The organism is Sinomicrobium oceani (genome assembly GCF_900119185.1).
Taxonomy (GTDB): Bacteria; Bacteroidota; Bacteroidia; order Flavobacteriales; family Flavobacteriaceae; genus Sinomicrobium; species Sinomicrobium oceani.
Genome location: NZ_FPJE01000014.1, coordinates 51818 through 69581 on the forward strand (window position 1 = coordinate 51818; position 17764 = coordinate 69581).

The window sequence follows — 17764 nt, forward strand, 5'->3', positions numbered from 1 at the left end:
TTCATATATTTTTCCGGTTATCCCGGAAAGGGGAGAAAAAGAATATCGTTTTACCTGAGTTTCGGATATTTTTTGGGGTTACTTTCATGCATGATAGCATAGACCTTTTCAAAAATATCTTCGGCATTGGGTTTGGAAAAATAATCACCATCCGTTCCGTATGCCGGTCTGTGTGCCTGTGCGGAGAGGGTCTGCGGAGCGCTGTCGAGATACTGGTAACCTCCTTGTTTTTCCAGAACTTCCTGCATCAGGTATGCCGATGCACCACCGGGTACATCTTCATCGACAATAAGCAGGCGGTTTGTTTTTTTGACACTATCTACGGTTTCGTGATGAATATCAAAGGGCAGGAGTGTCTGGGCATCGATAAGCTCGGCATCAATACCTACCTCCAGGAGATCTTTGGCCACTTGCTCGACAATGCGGAAAGTAGAACCATAGGAAAGCAAGGTAATATCTTTTCCTTCTTTTACGACATCAATCTTGCCTATGGGTGTACGGAATTCACCGAGATTTTCGGGCAGACGTTCTTTCAATCGGTAACCGTTGAGGCTTTCTATGATCAGTGCAGGTTCGTCCGCTTCCATGAGGGTATTGTAGAATCCGGCTGCTTTGGTCATATTTCTCGGGGTGAGAATGTATATTCCACGAAGCAGATGGATAAGCCCTCCCATTTGAGACCCGGCATGCCATATGCCTTCGAGGCGGTGCCCTCTGGTGCGCACAATAACAGGAGCTTTTTGTTTTCCCATGGTCCGGTAATGAAGCGAAGCGAGGTCATCGCTCATCGTCTGCAGTGCATAGAGAATATAATCAAGATACTGGATTTCAGCAATGGGACGCAGTCCCCGGAGTGCCATTCCGATACCTTGTCCGAGTATGGTGGCTTCGCGGATACCGGTATCGGCTACGCGGATTTCCCCGAATTTTTTCTGTAATCCTTCCAGTCCCTGGTTAACATCCCCGATATTCCCGCTGTCTTCTCCGAAAACAAGAGCGTTGGAATACCTGGTAAAGAGTTTGTCGAAATTATCACGGATAACGATACGGCCGTCTACCAGTTCGGGATCGTCGGCATACTGCGGAGCTATCGCAGGAATAGCAGTGGCTTTCCCTGGTAATTCACTGTAAAGATGAGAGCTGTATTTGGGCTGCTCTTCGGCAAGGTAGCTGTCGACCCAGCTTATGAGCCTGTCTTTTTCTTCAAGCTGCTCATGCAATACATAACGCAGGGCGCGACGGGTAAGCGAAATGATATCTTTCTTTGCGGGTTCGTCTATGGATATCAGGTCGTTCTTCAGTTTATTGACAAAAGACTTGTTGGCACTTTTCCCGGCAAGACTGTCGAGCAGGGCTACGGCCTCCTTCTTTTTGCTTTTTATAGGAGAAATGAATTCTGACCAGGCTTCTTTTTTGGCTTCCCTGACTTCTCTTTTCACTTCCTTTTCGAGTGCGGCCAGCTCCTCATCGGTGGCAAAACCGTTTTCCAGGAGCCATTCCTTCATTTTCAGGTTACAATCGTATGATTTTTCCCATTGAAGCCGCTCCTTGTTCTTGTATCTTTCGTGAGAGCCTGAAGTTGAATGACCCTGTGGCTGCGTCAGTTCCAGCACGTGTATAAGTACGGGTACATGTTCTTCCCTGGCCAGTTTACCGGCACTTTCGTAAGCTTCCACCAGGGCCGGATAGTCCCATCCCTTGACACGGACGATTTCCAGTCCGGGTTGGTCATCACGCTGGAATCCTTTGAGGATCTCGGATATGTTTTCTTTGGTTGTCTGGTGTCTGGCATGTACCGAAATCCCGTACATATCATCCCATACACTGATGATCATAGGCACCTGTAAAACTCCGGCAGCATTTATGGTCTCGAAAAACAGTCCTTCACTGGTACTGGCGTTTCCTATGGTACCCCATGCGACTTCATTTCCGTTTTCCGAAAAATTACTGCTGTCCGTACTTTCGAGTTCTCTGTATATTTTGGAGGCCTGTGCAAGTCCGAGCAGGCGTGGCATCTGGGCGGCGGTAGGAGAGATATCGCTACTGCTGTTTTTCTGTGTGGTCAGGTTTTTCCAGCTCCCGTCTTCATTGAGGTTGTGGCTCAGGAAATGTCCGCCCATCTGGCGGCCTGCGCTCATGGGTTCCTTTTCGATATCCGTGTGTGCATAAAGGCCCGCAAAAAAATGTTTTGCAGTAAGGCCTCCTATAGCCATCATAAAGGTTTGGTCACGGTAATAACCGCTACGGAAATCCCCGTTCCTGAAGGCTCTGGCCATAGCGAGCTGCGGCACTTCTTTTCCATCACCGAATATACCGAATTTGGCTTTTCCCGTCAAGACTTCCCTGCGTCCGAGAAAACTGCATTCCCTGCTCATTACGGCGATTCTGTAATCGTGCAGGACCTGGGTTTTGAAATCGTTGAAGGTTATATCTTTCTGAGAATCTGTTTCGGTATGCATGTCATCGTTTTAAGGTTCACAAAATTAGTGAAAACATTCTTCTTTTGCAAGGGTCCGGGGTGTCCTGTTGATGGTGTATTGATAATTTAACCTGCGTTTTTTTGATAAAAAATCAATTAAATTTAAATATACATCATTTTATTGCGTTTCTTTTAAATGAAAATTCTAAAAATACCCCGTATCAGGAAATTATATTTTCTTGACAAATTTTGTCAGGATCACGATGTGCTGCCCTTCTACTTTACCTTCGATCTGCTCGGGGTTGTCGTGTACCAGGGAAATTCTCCTTACGGCGGTTCCGCGTTTGGCTGTCAGTGACGATCCTTTGACATTGAGGTCTTTGATGAGAACAACTGTGTCTCCGGCCTGGAGAAGTGCCCCGTTACTGTCTTTGTGTTGTGCAGACCCTTCTTCGGAAGTCTGCAGGCCGGCTTTGGCCCAGGTCATGGTATCGTCGTCCAGGTACATCATGTCCAGAAGGTCCTGGGGCCAGCCTTCGTGTTTCAGGGATTGGAGCATTCTCCAGGCTACGACCTGCACAGCCGGAACGGTACTCCACATACTGTCATTGAGACACCGCCAGTGGTTGGCGTCTGCGGTTTCCGGATCTTCTATCTGCCGAAGGCAGGTTTCGCTGATAAGGATACATCCGTCGGCACTATGGTCCGGAGCTCCGGGAACTTCATAAACTTTCAGGTTGTCGGTAGCCCCGCTCAGTTCGCATACGGAACCGCTTCTCTCGTGTAGTTGTTTTTCTATGGACATAGCTTTTTGTTATTACGCGACAAATATAGAAGAATTCGGAGAGGGGATGGGGGTGTCGGGAATTTAAAGTGCCTGTTTTTTTACTGGGTTTACAAAGCCATGCCCGGTTCTCAGAACCATTTTCGGGTAAACAACTTTACGAGCGTCTTCGGAGAAAGGGTGACGATAAAACGTATTTTTTCATTGTATTGAGGCTGTGCGATCTCCCAGCCGTTATTGGAGTACAACGGAAAATACAATTCGAAGTAATCGGTAACCAGGTTCAGGCGTACTCCCGAGTCGTAGACAAAACGTTCGGGTTCGAGTTTATTCTTTATCCAGCCTACATCTCCGTAAAGTTCTATCCATCGCCATACGTTAAAGCTGGCATTGGCAGTAACCATCCAGTTATTGGCATAAGGATCACGGAATTTGGATTTGAATCCTCCTTCGGCTATGATAATCTGCTGGCTCAGGATACCGGAGGTTTCGGACCTTCCGAGGTAACCGAAATCAAACAGGTAGTCGGTAGGGCGGTCGAGGGCAAAACTGAAATAGTCGGAACTGGTATCGTTGTATATAAATTTTCCGGCAAAAAACCTGAGATTGAGTTGTCTGTTGTTCTGATATAGTTTGCGGTATTCGATGTCAAAGGCTAACTTGGAAAAATTATTGGCGACCTGCAGGTCGGTAAACCAGGCGAAATAATTGATAATACCGTTGTTGGAGTACGAATATCTGGTGTTGAACACGCTGTAGTCCGGACTGGTGTTGTCCGCGGTGTGTACGGGATCTTTCTCCCGGATGACATTGACAAAACGAAAGGTGAGGGATTCGCGTATATTCGAGCGGAAATCATCGGTGCGGAAACCGAGACTTACAGCCGGTGTTATCGTGCTGTAACGAAGGTCGGGTGCGTAATGATAACTGGAACCGCTGATCGAGAACGTACTCAGGTAAAGATTGTCCTGATCGAGATAATTCCTGTAGGCGAAGAGTCCTGATCCGACCAGGGCATTTCCTTTCGTAGCCAGCGAAGGGACAATGTCGTAGAGGAAGGGTTGTGTGGTAAGCGTCTTGTTGTGAAGGCGCATACCCAAAACCACGCCGTCATAATAGTTGTACGAGGCAGTAGGAACGTAGAATACCTGGTTGTAATACGGGTTTTCCGCGTCCTTGAAAAATTGCAGTTTTATACGTCTGTTCTGAGAAAAGAAACCGCGCAGCGATTTCCAGTTGTCCCGCTGGTTGAATTCGGGGATGATCTTGTCGTAATTGAGAACCAGCCTTTTTTCCTGATTATATGGGATCCGAAAGGTTTCTTCTCCTGTAATGTTGTCAAACCAGTATTTGGAAAGTACGGTGTCGTTGCGCACGCCGTAAAGCGAGACAGGGACATTGGTACGCCTTTTGTTTTTGATAGTCACATAAATGGAGTCTTCCGTCTTTTTAACTTTCTTGATCGTAAAGTCTATTTTATGCCGCGTACTTACATATTCGTCAAAAAACCAGTCTATGTCTTTTGCCGAGTTTTCTTTGAGGGTCATTTCAAAATCTGTAGCGTCAACCGGCAGTAGTGTATAATCGTTGTAAAACTCCTTGATTTTTTCCGGTATACTACTGTCTCCAAGATAATCTTCGAGATACACGAGTCCCATACCAGCCTTGTACTTCCCCGCAATTTTCTCGTTGAATTTGATGAGTTCATCTTTCGGTGTTGCCAGCGATTGATCGAGATTTCTGCTTGCCATAAGCATAAAGAGCAGCGGATACTGGTCGTTGAAATTTTTCTGTGCAATATGAAAAGTACGCACCAGCCATAATTTGGAAAGTCCTCCCATAAGTTTCATGTCGGGATAGAATTCTTCCACGTACTTGATCATCAGGTAGGTTTGGATAGCATCGGTAACCCAACGATCTTTCCGGGAGTCGAGAAATAAGGTGTTTTCCAGATAATTGTTGAGTGTTGTTTTCAGTAATTTCAGTTCGTACTGGAACTCTTCAGGAAAAGGACGCAAAAAAGAGGGCAGCTGATTGAGGCCGTAAAGCGGGTTTTTCCGGTATTCGGTTTCGGTGACGAGTATCTTGGAGTGAGGATATGTGCCGAGATGGTCATAGATAAAATGAATGACCCGGTCTACGGATATATCGCGGATCTCCGGACTCAGGTCCTTGTACTCTATATTGGTTGTGAGTTTGAGCTTGCTGTTGGTATAGGTCTGGAACGAGTTCTGTTTTTCCAGGTAAAGTTTTACGTCGCTCCTGTCGTTTCCGGTGAGTACGACCTGTTGCAGATTGTCTATTTTCCGGATATCGGTAATGTGCAGGTCGCTGGTAAGAATGTAATTATCGGGATAGTTAAAGACAATCCTGTAATCTGTTTTGTCGCTATACAGGTCGTCCAGGTTTTTATTGCTGTACAGGATCCACTCTCCGTTGTATACTGCCGGAGTGATATACCAGTACCTCAGCGTGAAATTGCCGTTGCTCTCAAAACCGTATCGGGTGAACTCCGAGGAGGGAAGTTTTATGGCATACGAAAGTTTCATCAGGAAATCTTCTCCCGGGTAGACCGGGAAGTTCAGCTGTACCTTGATCAGGTCTTTGGAGTCCGTACGTTCCCACGCCACAGGGCGGTAATTTTTATCGACTATAGATATAACTTTAGTATTTCCGCGGACGCGTTCTTTAGCCAGGTGAAGGCTTTTGTCAAATTCTTCGCCGAAGCGTTTGGCCAATGCGGTATTTTTACCGGAATAGGCATTGTTCCAGTCGGTGAGATAGATCGTATTGAGCGTGTCCCGGGAATTGTTGTGAAATACGATCTCCTGCTGAATATTGATCGTATTGCTTTCCGGCAGAAGCCTGGCGACAATGGTTTGCCGGTTTTGTGCCGTCAGTTCCTGTAGCCCGGACACTAAAAAAACGAAAGCCGAAACACAACAAAACAGAAAATATCGCAGCGATGTATTGCAAATACACCTTGCTTTCGGATATTCGATGTTTTTATGCAGTTGCGGCATACGGGCTATCAGAAATTTGGACTGAGGTTTGATTCCTGGTAGAAGGCATCCAGAACTTCGAGGACTTCATCTTCCGTATCTACGATCTTTACGAGATCCATATCCTGAGGACTGATGTTACCGTGCTGTTCGAGAAGCGCGGTACGCACCCATTCGAAAAGCCCGCTCCAGAATTCGGAACCTACCAAAATGATGGGGAATTTACCTATTTTTTTTGTTTGTATCAATGTAATAGCTTCGAAAAGTTCATCGAGAGTGCCAAATCCGCCGGGCATTACGACAAATCCCTGGGCGTATTTGACGAACATGACCTTTCGCACGAAAAAATAGTCAAAATGCAGGTTTTTGTCACTGTCTATATACGGATTGTCATGTTGCTCAAAAGGGAGATCGATGTTCAGGCCTACGGAAGTTCCTCCTGCCAGATGTGCACCTTTGTTACCGGCTTCCATAATGCCGGGACCACCTCCCGTAATAACGCCGTAACCATGGTTGACGATCTTGTAAGCGACTTTTTGGGCAAGATCGTAATATTTCTCTCCCGGTTTGGTTCGGGCCGATCCGAATATGGATACGCAGGGGCCGATCTGGCTCATTTTTTCAAAACCTCCTACGAATTCCCCCATAATCTTAAAGATAGCCCACGAATCGTTAGCCTTTATTTCATTCCAACTTTTATGATGGTGTTTTTGACTCATGTTATATGATTTCCTTTGGTCTTTTTACGGTATTTTTCTACATTTTGTTTGCGGGCTACCATGATCCGATTCCCGTTTCAGGGTGTAAACATAGATAATTTTGTTTTTATCTATATTATAATACAATTAAAATTTCGGAGTCTGAAGGTGCTATGGGAAACCGGGGGATGTGGGGGTATTCCCTGTTACTGTGACTTTGCCATAAAGAGTTGCCCCGGGGGAAATACGGCTTTCTCCCGGAGCAAGCGACTGATTTATAATTCTTTTCTCAGAAATTCGGCGGTGTAGCTTTTGGGGTGTTCGCTCACTTCTTCGGGGGTGCCGGTGGTAACCAAACGGCCTCCTCCTTTACCACCTTCATAACCGATGTCGATAAGATAATCTGCCATTTTTATCACATCCATATTGTGTTCTATGATCAGCACGGTATTCCCTTTGTCTACCAGCCTGTTCAGCACGTCCATGAGTACACGGATATCTTCGAAATGAAGCCCCGTAGTGGGTTCGTCCAGGATATAGAAGGTATTCCCGGTATCTCTTTTGGAAAGTTCGGTAGCCAGTTTTATGCGCTGGGCTTCTCCTCCGGACAGTGTTGTGGATTGCTGCCCGAGCGTGATATAACCGAGCCCGACTTCCTGTATGGTTTTGAGTTTACGGTATATTTTAGGAATGTTCTCAAAGAAGGATACGGATTCGTTGATGGTCATGTCCAGCACATCCGAAATAGATTTTCCTTTGTAGCGTATTTCCAGGGTTTCACGATTAAAGCGTTTGCCCTGGCAGGTTTCGCATTCTACATACACATCGGGGAGGAAGTTCATTTCGATAACTTTTACTCCTGCACCCTGGCAGGTTTCGCATCGTCCGCCGGCTACATTAAAACTGAAGCGCCCCGGTTTGTATCCCCGTATCATGGCTTCCGGAGTTTTGGCGAAAAGGCTCCTGATCTCGCTGAATACGCCGGTGTATGTTGCCGGGTTGGACCTTGGGGTCCTGCCTATGGGCGACTGGTTGATATCAATGACCTTATCGATATGTTCGAGCCCTTCGATACTCTTATAGGGCATCGGCTTTTTTACCGCATTAAAAAAATGTGCGTTGAGTATAGGGTATAGCGTTTCGTTGACGAGTGTGGATTTGCCGCTGCCGGATACTCCCGTAACCCCTATCATTTTGCCCAGCGGAAATTCAACATCGACATTTTTCAGGTTGTTGCCCGTACATCCTTTAAGGGTGATGGTGTGCCCGTTGCCTTCCCGGCGCTGTGCAGGGACTTCTATGGCCTTGGTGCCATTGAGATAATCTGCGGTAAGCGTGTGGTGTTTCTTGAGTTCTTCGGGAGTACCCTGAGAGATGATCTCACCGCCATGTTTGCCGGCCCTTGGGCCGATGTCTATGACATGGTCGGCTCTTTCGATCATGTCTTTGTCGTGTTCTACCACGATAACGGAGTTCCCGATATCGCGGAGCGATTCCAGGGAATTGATCAGTCTTTCGTTGTCTCTCTGGTGCAATCCGATACTGGGTTCGTCAAGAATGTAAAGGACCCCGACCAGTTGTGAGCCGATCTGGGTGGCGAGACGTATACGTTGCGCCTCACCGCCCGAGAGTGATTTGGATCCCCTGTTGAGGGTGAGGTAATCGAGTCCGACGTCGAGAAGAAACTGTAATCGCGAACGGATCTCTTTCAGGATTTCTTCGGCGATCTTAAACTGTTTTTCCGACAGGTTTTCCGGAAGTTTCTCAAACCAGGAAGCCAGGTCAGAGATATCCATAGATGCCAGCTCGGCAATATTTTTTCCGTTTACCTTAAAATAGAGGGACTCTTTGCGCAATCTCGAACCACCGCATTCCGGGCAGGTTACCTTGTCCATGTATTCTTTGGCCCATCTTTTTACGGAAGCTGAAGGGTTTTCCTTGTACTGGTTTTGGATAAAGTTAACGATACCTTCGAAATCTATTTTATAATCGCGGGTGATGCCCAGTGTTTTGGAAGCTATGGAAAATTTTTCATTCCCGCCGTAAAGGATCATGTCGATAGCGGCTTCGGGAATATCTTTTATCGGATCGGTGATTTTAAAATCAAAACGTTCTGCGATAGTCTCCACCTGTTTGAAGATCCACGATTTTTTGTATTCACCGAGAGGTGCGATCCCACCTGATTTAATCGTGGTATTGCGGTTCGGGATAACCTTTTTGATATTGATCTCCCGTACGGTGCCCAGTCCGCTGCAATGCGGGCACATACCTTTCGGAGAGTTAAAAGAGAAGGTGTTGGGTTCCGGGTTAGGGTAGGAGATCCCTGTGGTGGGACACATCAGCGTACGGCTGAAGTACCGGGTTTGCTCCCCGCCATGTTCCATGACCATCAGTACATCTTCCCCGTGATACATGGCGGTATTGATGCTCTCCATGAGTCGTTTCTGGAAATCCTCATCCTGGTTGACCTGCAGGCGGTCGATGACAATTTCGATATCATGGGTTTTATAGCGATCTACCTTCATGCCCTTTTCCAGGTCTCTGATCTCGCCGTCGACCCTTACTTTTACAAAGCCCTGCTTGGCGATTTGTTCGAACAACTCCCTGTAGTGTCCTTTTCTCGATTTGATGACCGGAGCAAGGATATATACTTTTTTACCGGCAAAATCCTCCAGGATCAGGTCTTTGATCTGCTCGTCGCTGTAACTCACCATTTTCTCGTTGGTGTTGTAGCTATAGGCATCCGAGGCCCGGGCATAGAGCAACCGCAGAAAGTCGTATATTTCGGTAATTGTACCTACCGTGGAGCGTGGCGACCGGGAAGTGGTCTTTTGTTCTATGGCTATTACTGGAGACAGCCCGTCTATCTTGTCTACGTCCGGACGTTCCAGTCCGCCGAGGAATTGCCTGGCATAAGCAGAAAAAGTCTCGATATAGCGGCGTTGTCCTTCGGCGTAAATGGTGTCGAAAGCCAGCGAAGATTTTCCACTTCCGGATAGTCCCGTGATTACCACGAGTTTTTCCCTGGGAATGGTAACGTCTATGTCTTTCAGATTGTGAACCCTGGCCCCGAGGACCTCAATATTCTCTTCGAAATTCGTCATAAGGATTGCTTAAAAACAGCTTTTTGGACAAAGTGACGAAATTACGAATTTTCCTCTTATTAAAGGTGTCGGGGCGATCCGGATTTTCTAAGGCTCGAAAATAACCTTGATAAACCGCTGGTTTTTCAGGTTGTCTATATCCTGACCGAAGAGCAGTAATGTATTCTCGTCTATCCAGTTGGTCAGTGAAGGCCGAATGGTTATCCCCTCCATATCTTCCCCGGTAGCCAGTACGGTACGGAGGTAAGTGCCGTCGTCTCTTACTTTGGTGGCCATGAATGCCCTGCCGTTCGGGGCAAAAGCATTGGCCAGGCTGCCCTTACGGTGATCGAGATTGGAGCTATTGCCGTTATAGAGCAGGAAAATATCGTTAGCACGCTTTACCGGAAAAAAGGAAGAGTATATGCTTACATTGTTCTTGATGTTCTTTTTGCCGATCTTGTTGGTCCATACGATATCTCCCGAACCGTCCAGTTCTATCATGGCTATGTTTTCGTGGAAATACTGTATGACAAAATCGTGAGAGACGGAATGAATCTGTTCGGTAAGGAGAACAATGTGATCGTCCGGTTTTTTCAGGACTTTACGGAGGATGTAGTACGGGTCTTCGTATTTTTGTTTCTCCAGTTTTTTCAGTACCCTGTTGATCTTGTTTTCGTTGTCCAGCAGGGCCGTGTAAAAATCGTGGCCGAAAGGATGTTCTTTTGCCGAGATCACCGTTCCGTTTTCCGTATCTATCCGTGTATAGAAAACGCCGCTCATCGCATACATGTCCAGTTTGGAATACAGGCCGGTAAGCACGAGGTTTCCATCCGGTAGCCAGACGGGTTCGAGCATGCGAAGGTGCTTGTCGTTTACCGGAATATTCGCAATGTGGTGAAACTCCTGGTCCTGCAATTGGTAGAGGAGGTACTGGTAGCCCTTGTTCCTCTCTTCTTTCAGTATCCTGTCGCTGTTGTACTTTTTGGCCAGTACCATCAGTTCATCTTTGTTCGAAAAAAAGAGATCGTGAATATAGAAAGTGTCTTCGGGATACGGAAAATCGTACGATTCGTTTTTGATCTCTTTAAAGCTGTTGTCAAACACCTTCAGGTTGATCCTTGCGGTTTCTCCTTTTTTTGTCGGCATCCCGTAGAGCAGGTATATCCTGGATTTGTCTTGCGACATGATAAAATTGCTGTAGGTCCGGGTAATATCGGTCTCTTCGTTAGAAAATGCCGTAATCAGGGAACTGGACTGCAAAGAGAAATCGTCGAGGTCTATAAGCTGATAGAAAAGCTTTTTTTCGGTCTCGGTGAGTAGGGACCATACATGAACAATTTTATCGCCAGTCTGGGCAATTCCGATGGTCCGGGCTTCTCCTTCCTGGTCTTCGGGGATCAGGTCGATCTCTTCTCCCGAAGGTTCCAGTGAAGGTGTGAATTTTCGTATCGATTTGTTTTTTTTCTGCCCGAATCTGCCACCGGCGTAGAGTATATAATACCCGTTTTCATCGTGCCCGATGATATCTATGGGGATTTCTCGTTCGTCATTTTTAAACACATTTCCCTGTGTTATACGGATTTCCGGGGTGTTATCGGTACTGTCCTGTGCAAGTAGCGGGGTGGTGAACAGCAGTAGTAGGAAGAACAGATGTATTCTCATAGTCCAGATGGTTTGAACGGTAAAAATAAATAATTTCCGGAAGCGTTTTGTGTTAAAAACAGGTTTTGAAAAAGTATATTGAGGTGCCGGACATCGGGTTGTGGAGTTTTTCGGATCGGTTTTGTGTATTCCCGTTTTTGTAACTTATTGAGCGACTATGTGTAAGGGGATGGTGGAGAATGGCTAAATCCTCTTATATTTGCAGCGCAAAAAATTCAATTCAGTATATCAAGATGAAAGCAGGAATAGTAGGATTGCCCAATGTAGGAAAGTCAACCTTATTCAATTGTTTGTCCAATGCCAAAGCACAGAGCGCTAATTTTCCATTCTGTACTATCGAGCCGAACCTGGGTGTGGTGAATGTGCCCGATTCCAGGCTGGAAAAACTTGAAGATCTGGTGCAGCCCGAACGTGTATTGCCTGCTACGGTAGAAATTGTGGATATAGCAGGCCTGGTTAAAGGAGCCAGTAAAGGGGAAGGACTCGGAAACCAGTTTCTGGGAAATATCCGCGAATGTCACGCCATTATTCACGTATTGCGTTGTTTTGATAACGGTAACATCGTGCATGTAGATGGTAGTGTAGATCCTGTGAGGGACAAGGAAACCATAGATATCGAGTTGCAGCTCAAAGATCTTGAGACGGTAGACAAGCGTCTGGAGAAAGTAAACCGCGCTGCAAAAACAGGAGATAAAAACGCACAGAAGGAGCAGGCGGTACTGCAAAAATTCAAGAAAGCCCTGGAAAGTGGTATTTCGGCAAGAGCCGTGGAGATCAACGAGGAGGAGGAAGAGATCATGAAGGGGTTCCAGTTGCTTACGGCCAAGCCTATTTTATATGTTTGTAATGTCGATGAAGCTTCAGCCAAAGCGGGGAATGCATACGTAGACCAGGTGAACGAAGCCGTAAAAGATGAAAATGCCGAGATCATTGTGCTGGCTGTAGCTACGGAAGCCGATATCGCGGAGCTCGAAGACTACGAGGAACGGCAGATGTTCCTGCAGGATATCGGCCTCGAAGAACCCGGGGTTTCCCGTCTGATCCGTGCGGCTTACAAACTGCTTGAACTTCAGACCTATTTTACGGCAGGAGTCAAAGAAGTCCGTGCCTGGACTATTCCGGTCGGAGCTACGGCACCACAGGCTGCAGGAGTTATTCATACCGATTTCGAAAAAGGATTTATCCGTGCGGAGGTTATTGGATATGGTGACTATGTCACTTACGGAAGCGAATCAAAAGTAAAAGAAGCCGGGAAAATGCGTGTGGAAGGAAAAGAATACGTCGTTCAGGACGGTGATGTCATGCACTTCCGCTTTAACGTGTAATACACATCCTGAAAAATACAGAAAGAAGTGGTTTGTAAAGACAGACCGCTTCTCTTTTTTACGACTCGCAAATCCGTGCCTGTCCGGAGGCTTTGATCAACAATACTGTCACTCCTGTTGTTGATTATTTTAATTTTAACGTCTTTCATATTTTAGGCGGAGTTGCTATATTAGCATCAGAACCAAACTTCTTTTTAAAATGTCAGAAACATCTCAGTATACCGAAGATAATATACGTTCACTGGATTGGAAAGAGCATATACGAATGCGTCCCGGGATGTATATCGGTAAACTGGGAGACGGTTCCAGTGCGGACGACGGTATCTATATCCTTCTGAAAGAAGTGATGGATAACTGTATCGACGAATTTGTCATGGGAGCCGGGAAGACCATCGAGATCAGTATCCAGGGGAATAAAGTTACCGTTCGCGATTACGGAAGGGGAATCCCGCTCGGGAAAGTGGTCGATGTGGTCTCTAAAATGAATACCGGTGGAAAATATGATTCCCGAGCCTTTAAAAAGTCCGTAGGGCTCAACGGGGTAGGTACCAAGGCGGTCAATGCACTGTCTTCGTATTTCCGGGTAGAATCGACACGGGATAACAAATCGAAATCTGCCGAGTTCGAAACGGGAAACCTTATCAATGAGGAAGAGCTTACGGAAACCTCCCGGCGAAGAGGGACAAAAGTATCTTTTGTTCCGGACGAATCGATCTTCAAGAATTACAAGTTCAGGAATGAGTATATAGAGCGTATGCTCAAAAACTACGTGTACCTGAATCCGGGACTGACCATCGTATTCAACGGGGAAAAGTTCTATTCCGAGAACGGGCTCAAGGACCTGCTCGAGGACAATAATAATACGGAGGATATGCTGTATCCCATAATCCATCTCAAGGGAGCGGATATAGAGCTGGCCATGACGCATAGCAAAACCCAGTACAGTGAAGAGTACCACTCTTTTGTCAACGGCCAGAACACTACCCAGGGCGGTACGCATCTCTCGGCTTTCCGGGAGGCGGTAGTGAAGACGATCCGGGATTTCTACGGGAAAAACTATGAAGCTTCGGACATTCGTAAATCGATTATAGCAGCGGTTTCCCTCAAAGTGATGGAGCCTGTCTTCGAGAGCCAGACAAAGACCAAACTGGGGTCTACGGATATGGGGGACGGTTTACCTACGGTGCGTACCTATGTCAATGATTTTATCGGGACTCAGCTCGATAATTACCTGCATAAGAACCCGGAGACGGCAGAAAAACTTCAACGTAAAATTTTACAGGCCGAGAGAGAGCGTAAAGAGCTTTCCGGGATACGGAAACTGGCCAAAGAACGGGCCAAGAAAGCCAGTCTGCACAATAAAAAACTACGGGACTGTCGGGTGCACCTTACCGAAATGAAAAACGACCGCCGGCTGGAGTCTACTTTATTTATCACCGAGGGAGATTCGGCTTCCGGGTCCATTACCAAGTCCAGGGATGTCAATACACAGGCGGTATTCAGTCTTCGTGGAAAGCCGCTGAACTCCTACGGGATGAGCAAAAAAGTGGTGTACGAGAACGAGGAGTTCAACCTGCTACAGGCTGCCCTCAATATCGAGGAATCGTTCCAGGACCTGCGTTACAACAATATTGTGATTGCCACCGATGCCGATGTCGACGGGATGCACATACGCTTACTCCTCATTACGTTTTTCCTGCAATTCTTTCCCGAACTGATCAAGGAAAATCACTTGTATATCCTGCAAACCCCGCTGTTCCGGGTGCGGAACAAAAAGGAGACGATCTATTGCTACAGCGAGGAAGAAAAAAGAAATGCGATAAACAAGCTGAAAGGAAAGCCGGAAATTACCCGGTTCAAGGGGTTGGGAGAAATTTCACCCGATGAATTCAAATATTTTATCGGGGACGATATCCGCCTGGATCCTGTAATGCTGGATAAGGCGATGTCTATAGATAGCCTTCTGGAATTTTATATGGGAAAGAACACGCCGGACAGGCAGGAATTTATCATAAATAACCTGAAAGTGGAACTGGATCTTGTGGAGGAGAAATAATGCTGCCCGTTTTTCGGGGTATTTCCGCTTTTATGATCGAAAATAACAAACAACAACCTACAGCCTTAAAAAATTACGCTGCATAGATGGAGGAAAATAACGAGAATCAAGATCTGAATAACGAAGAAACAAATGCCGATTCCATAACCCGGATTACCGGGATGTATAAAGACTGGTTTCTGGACTATGCTTCTTATGTGATCCTGGAACGTGCCGTTCCTGCCATAGAAGACGGTTTTAAGCCTGTGCAGCGCCGTATACTGCACTCCATGAAGGAGCTCGATGACGGCCGGTACAATAAGGTGGCCAATATTGTAGGGCATACCATGCAATACCATCCTCACGGTGATGCCAGTATCGGCGATGCCATGGTACAGGTAGGGCAGAAAGATCTGCTTATAGACACCCAGGGGAACTGGGGAAATATACTCACCGGAGACGGTGCGGCGGCGCCGAGATATATAGAGGCCAGGTTGTCGAAGTTTGCGCTGGAGGTTGTGTACAGTCCTAAAATTACGGAATGGCAGCAGAGTTATGACGGACGGAAAAAAGAACCCGTAAATCTGCCGGTGAAATTTCCGCTATTGCTGGCTCAGGGCGCAGAAGGGATTGCTGTAGGACTCTCCACTAAGATTCTTCCGCACAACTTTCTCGAGCTTATAGATGCCTCCGTAAAGCACCTCAAAGGAAAATCGTTTACCCTGTATCCCGATTTCCCCACGGCGGGTATCATGGATGTGTCCAATTACAACGACGGTTGCCGCGGCGGAAAAATCAGGGTGCGGGCCAAGATATCCCAGCTGGACAAAAATACACTGGTGATCTCCCAGATACCTTTCGGTTCCAATACCTCTTCGCTTATCGACTCCATACTCAAAGCGAATGAGAAAGGGAAGATCAAGATCAAGAAAATAGAAGATAATACGGCGGCAGAGGTAGAAATCCTGGTGCACCTCCCTGCAGGGATCTCACCGGACAAGACTATAGATGCCTTGTATGCTTTTACTGCCTGTGAGACCTCCATATCTCCGCTCGGATGTGTCATAGAAGATAACAAACCACTGTTTATCGGAGTTTCCGAAATGCTGAGAAGATCTACGGATTTTACGGTAGCGCTGTTAAAGCGGGAACTGGAAATACAGTTGCAGGAGCTGGAGGAACAATGGCATTTTGCTTCCCTGGAACGTATTTTTATCGAGAACAGGATTTACCGCGATATCGAAGAAGAAGAAACCTGGGAAGGAGTTATTGCAGCCATCGATAAAGGCCTGCAACCCCATATCAAACATTTGAAACGCCCGGTGACCGAAGAAGATATCGTAAGGCTTACCGAAATACGGATCAAGAGGATATCCAAATTCGATATCGACAAGGCACAGGAGAAGATCGAAGCCCTCGAAGGAGAGATCGAAGAAGTAAAACACCACCTCGGCCATCTCGTGGCGTTTGCGATAGATTATTTTACACGTCTGAAAAAGACGTATGGAGAGGGCAGGGAACGAAAAACCGAGATCCGGGTGTTTGACGATATCGAAGCCACCAAAGTTGTTATCCGTAATACCAAGCTCTACGTGAACCGGGAGGAAGGTTTTGTAGGGACCTCACTCCGACGCGACGAATACGTGTGCGATTGCAGTGATATAGACGATATCATCGTATTTACGAAGGAAGGAAAAATGGTGGTGACCAAAGTGGAAGCCAAGACCTTTATCGGCAAAAATATCATTCACGTAGCCGTATTCAGGAAAAAAGATAAGCGCACGGTGTATAACCTGATCTATAAGGATGGTAAAGGTGGCGGAAGCTTTATCAAGAGGTTCCATGTCACGGGGATTACACGAGACAGGGAGTACGACCTGGCGCAGGGAAAAAAAGGATCGGAGATTCTTTATTTTTCAGCCAATCCCAACGGAGAGGCAGAGATGGTGACCATATATCTTCGCCAGGCCGGAAGCATTAAGAAATTAAAGTGGGATGTCGATTTTGCCGATATCCTCATCAAGGGAAGGCAATCCAAAGGGAATGTCGTGACCAAATACGCTATTAAGAAAATAGAATTAAAAGAAAAAGGAGTGTCTACCCTCAAACCGAGAAAGATTTGGTTTGACGATACGGTGCAGCGTCTTAATGTAGATGGTCGGGGAGAACTTCTCGGTGCTTTCCGGGGAGAAGATCGTTTGCTGGTCATTACACAGTCCGGTGTGGTGAAAACCATTCTGCCCGATCTGTCCACGCATTTCGACCAGAATATGATCGTGCTGGAAAAATGGAATCCCAAAAAACCGGTTTCGGCAATTTATTACGACGGGGAGAAAGAGCGGTATTATATCAAGCGCTTTCTCATAGAGAATGAAAATAAGGAAGAGCTGTTTATTACGGAACACCCTAAATCCCAGCTGGAGGTGGTGTCGACGGAATGGCGGCCCGTGGCGGAAGTGGAATTCGTGAAACCACGCGGTAAGGAGGCCAGGGAGAACCTGACGGTAGATCTGGAAGATTTTATAGCGATAAAGGGTATCAAAGCCCTGGGTAACCAGTTGACAACAGATAAGGTGAAACAGGTAAACCTGCTGGAACCTTTACCGTTTCAGGAAGAAGAACCATCGGAGGAAGAACACACGGATGCCGGTGAAGAGGAAGCAGAAGGAGGAACAGACGATTCGGATAAATCGCAGATCAGCTTCGAATTCGAATAGCGTATTTTCCGGAGAGGTCATAACCTAAAAAAGAGA

At 46.6% G+C, this 17764-nt stretch carries 9 protein-coding genes; 3 read left to right on the forward strand and 6 right to left on the reverse strand.

All coding sequences use genetic code 11. The features are described 5' to 3' along the window. Positions 1–50 precede the first annotated feature (50 nt). The 6 genes from BT112_RS13285 to BT112_RS13310 all read right to left on the reverse strand — a co-directional run bounded on the left by BT112_RS13285 (position 51) and on the right by BT112_RS13310 (position 11651). Complete coding sequence (locus tag BT112_RS13285) at positions 51–2459, reverse strand: alpha-ketoacid dehydrogenase subunit alpha/beta (protein ID WP_072317880.1); 2409 nt, start codon at positions 2457–2459, stop codon at positions 51–53. A gap of 189 nt (positions 2460–2648) precedes the next feature. After that, positions 2649–3224 carry a PhnA domain-containing protein gene (locus BT112_RS13290; protein ID WP_072317881.1) on the reverse strand — a complete coding sequence of 192 codons (576 nt, stop codon included), beginning with the start codon at positions 3222–3224 and terminating at the stop codon, positions 2649–2651. Between the two features lie 110 nt (positions 3225–3334). Continuing rightward, the gene (locus tag BT112_RS13295) at positions 3335–6226 is read right to left on the reverse strand and encodes a gluzincin family metallopeptidase (RefSeq protein WP_245777041.1); all 2892 of its coding nucleotides are present in this window, start codon (positions 6224–6226) and stop codon (positions 3335–3337) included. An 8-nt stretch (positions 6227–6234) separates the two neighbouring features. Further along, complete coding sequence (locus BT112_RS13300) at positions 6235–6924, reverse strand: LOG family protein (protein ID WP_072317882.1); 690 nt, start codon at positions 6922–6924, stop codon at positions 6235–6237. Between the two features lie 254 nt (positions 6925–7178). After that, complete coding sequence (gene uvrA, locus BT112_RS13305; RefSeq protein WP_072317883.1) at positions 7179–10007, reverse strand: excinuclease ABC subunit UvrA; 2829 nt, start codon at positions 10005–10007, stop codon at positions 7179–7181. Positions 10008–10094: 87 nt separating this feature from the next. Then, positions 10095–11651, reverse strand: coding sequence for a hypothetical protein (locus BT112_RS13310; protein ID WP_072317884.1), 1557 nt, complete (start codon positions 11649–11651; stop codon positions 10095–10097). A gap of 233 nt (positions 11652–11884) precedes the next feature. Between BT112_RS13310 and ychF the strand changes: the two genes are divergently transcribed. From ychF to BT112_RS13325, 3 genes are all read left to right on the forward strand, one after another. Next, positions 11885–12976: a redox-regulated ATPase YchF gene (gene ychF / locus BT112_RS13315; protein ID WP_072317885.1), complete on the forward strand. Its 1092-nt coding sequence runs from the start codon at positions 11885–11887 to the stop codon at positions 12974–12976. Between the two features lie 199 nt (positions 12977–13175). Next, entirely contained in the window at positions 13176–15032 is a 1857-nt protein-coding gene (locus BT112_RS13320; RefSeq protein ID WP_072317886.1) for a DNA topoisomerase IV subunit B, read from the forward strand. Positions 15033–15118: 86 nt separating this feature from the next. Beyond that, positions 15119–17728: a DNA gyrase/topoisomerase IV subunit A gene (locus BT112_RS13325; RefSeq protein ID WP_072317887.1), complete on the forward strand. Its 2610-nt coding sequence runs from the start codon at positions 15119–15121 to the stop codon at positions 17726–17728. Positions 17729–17764: the final 36 nt, after the last annotated feature.

Coding starts and splice junctions, on each gene's coding strand:
- BT112_RS13285 (WP_072317880.1), bottom strand. CDS start 2,459: ATGCATACCGAAACAGATTCTCAGAAAGATATAACCTTCAACGATTTC.
- BT112_RS13290 (WP_072317881.1), bottom strand. CDS start 3,224: ATGTCCATAGAAAAACAACTACACGAGAGAAGCGGTTCCGTATGCGAA.
- BT112_RS13295 (WP_245777041.1), bottom strand. CDS start 6,226: ATGCCGCAACTGCATAAAAACATCGAATATCCGAAAGCAAGGTGTATT.
- BT112_RS13300 (WP_072317882.1), bottom strand. CDS start 6,924: ATGAGTCAAAAACACCATCATAAAAGTTGGAATGAAATAAAGGCTAAC.
- uvrA (WP_072317883.1), bottom strand. CDS start 10,007: ATGACGAATTTCGAAGAGAATATTGAGGTCCTCGGGGCCAGGGTTCAC.
- BT112_RS13310 (WP_072317884.1), bottom strand. CDS start 11,651: ATGAGAATACATCTGTTCTTCCTACTACTGCTGTTCACCACCCCGCTA.
- ychF (WP_072317885.1), top strand. CDS start 11,885: ATGAAAGCAGGAATAGTAGGATTGCCCAATGTAGGAAAGTCAACCTTA.
- BT112_RS13320 (WP_072317886.1), top strand. CDS start 13,176: ATGTCAGAAACATCTCAGTATACCGAAGATAATATACGTTCACTGGAT.
- BT112_RS13325 (WP_072317887.1), top strand. CDS start 15,119: ATGGAGGAAAATAACGAGAATCAAGATCTGAATAACGAAGAAACAAAT.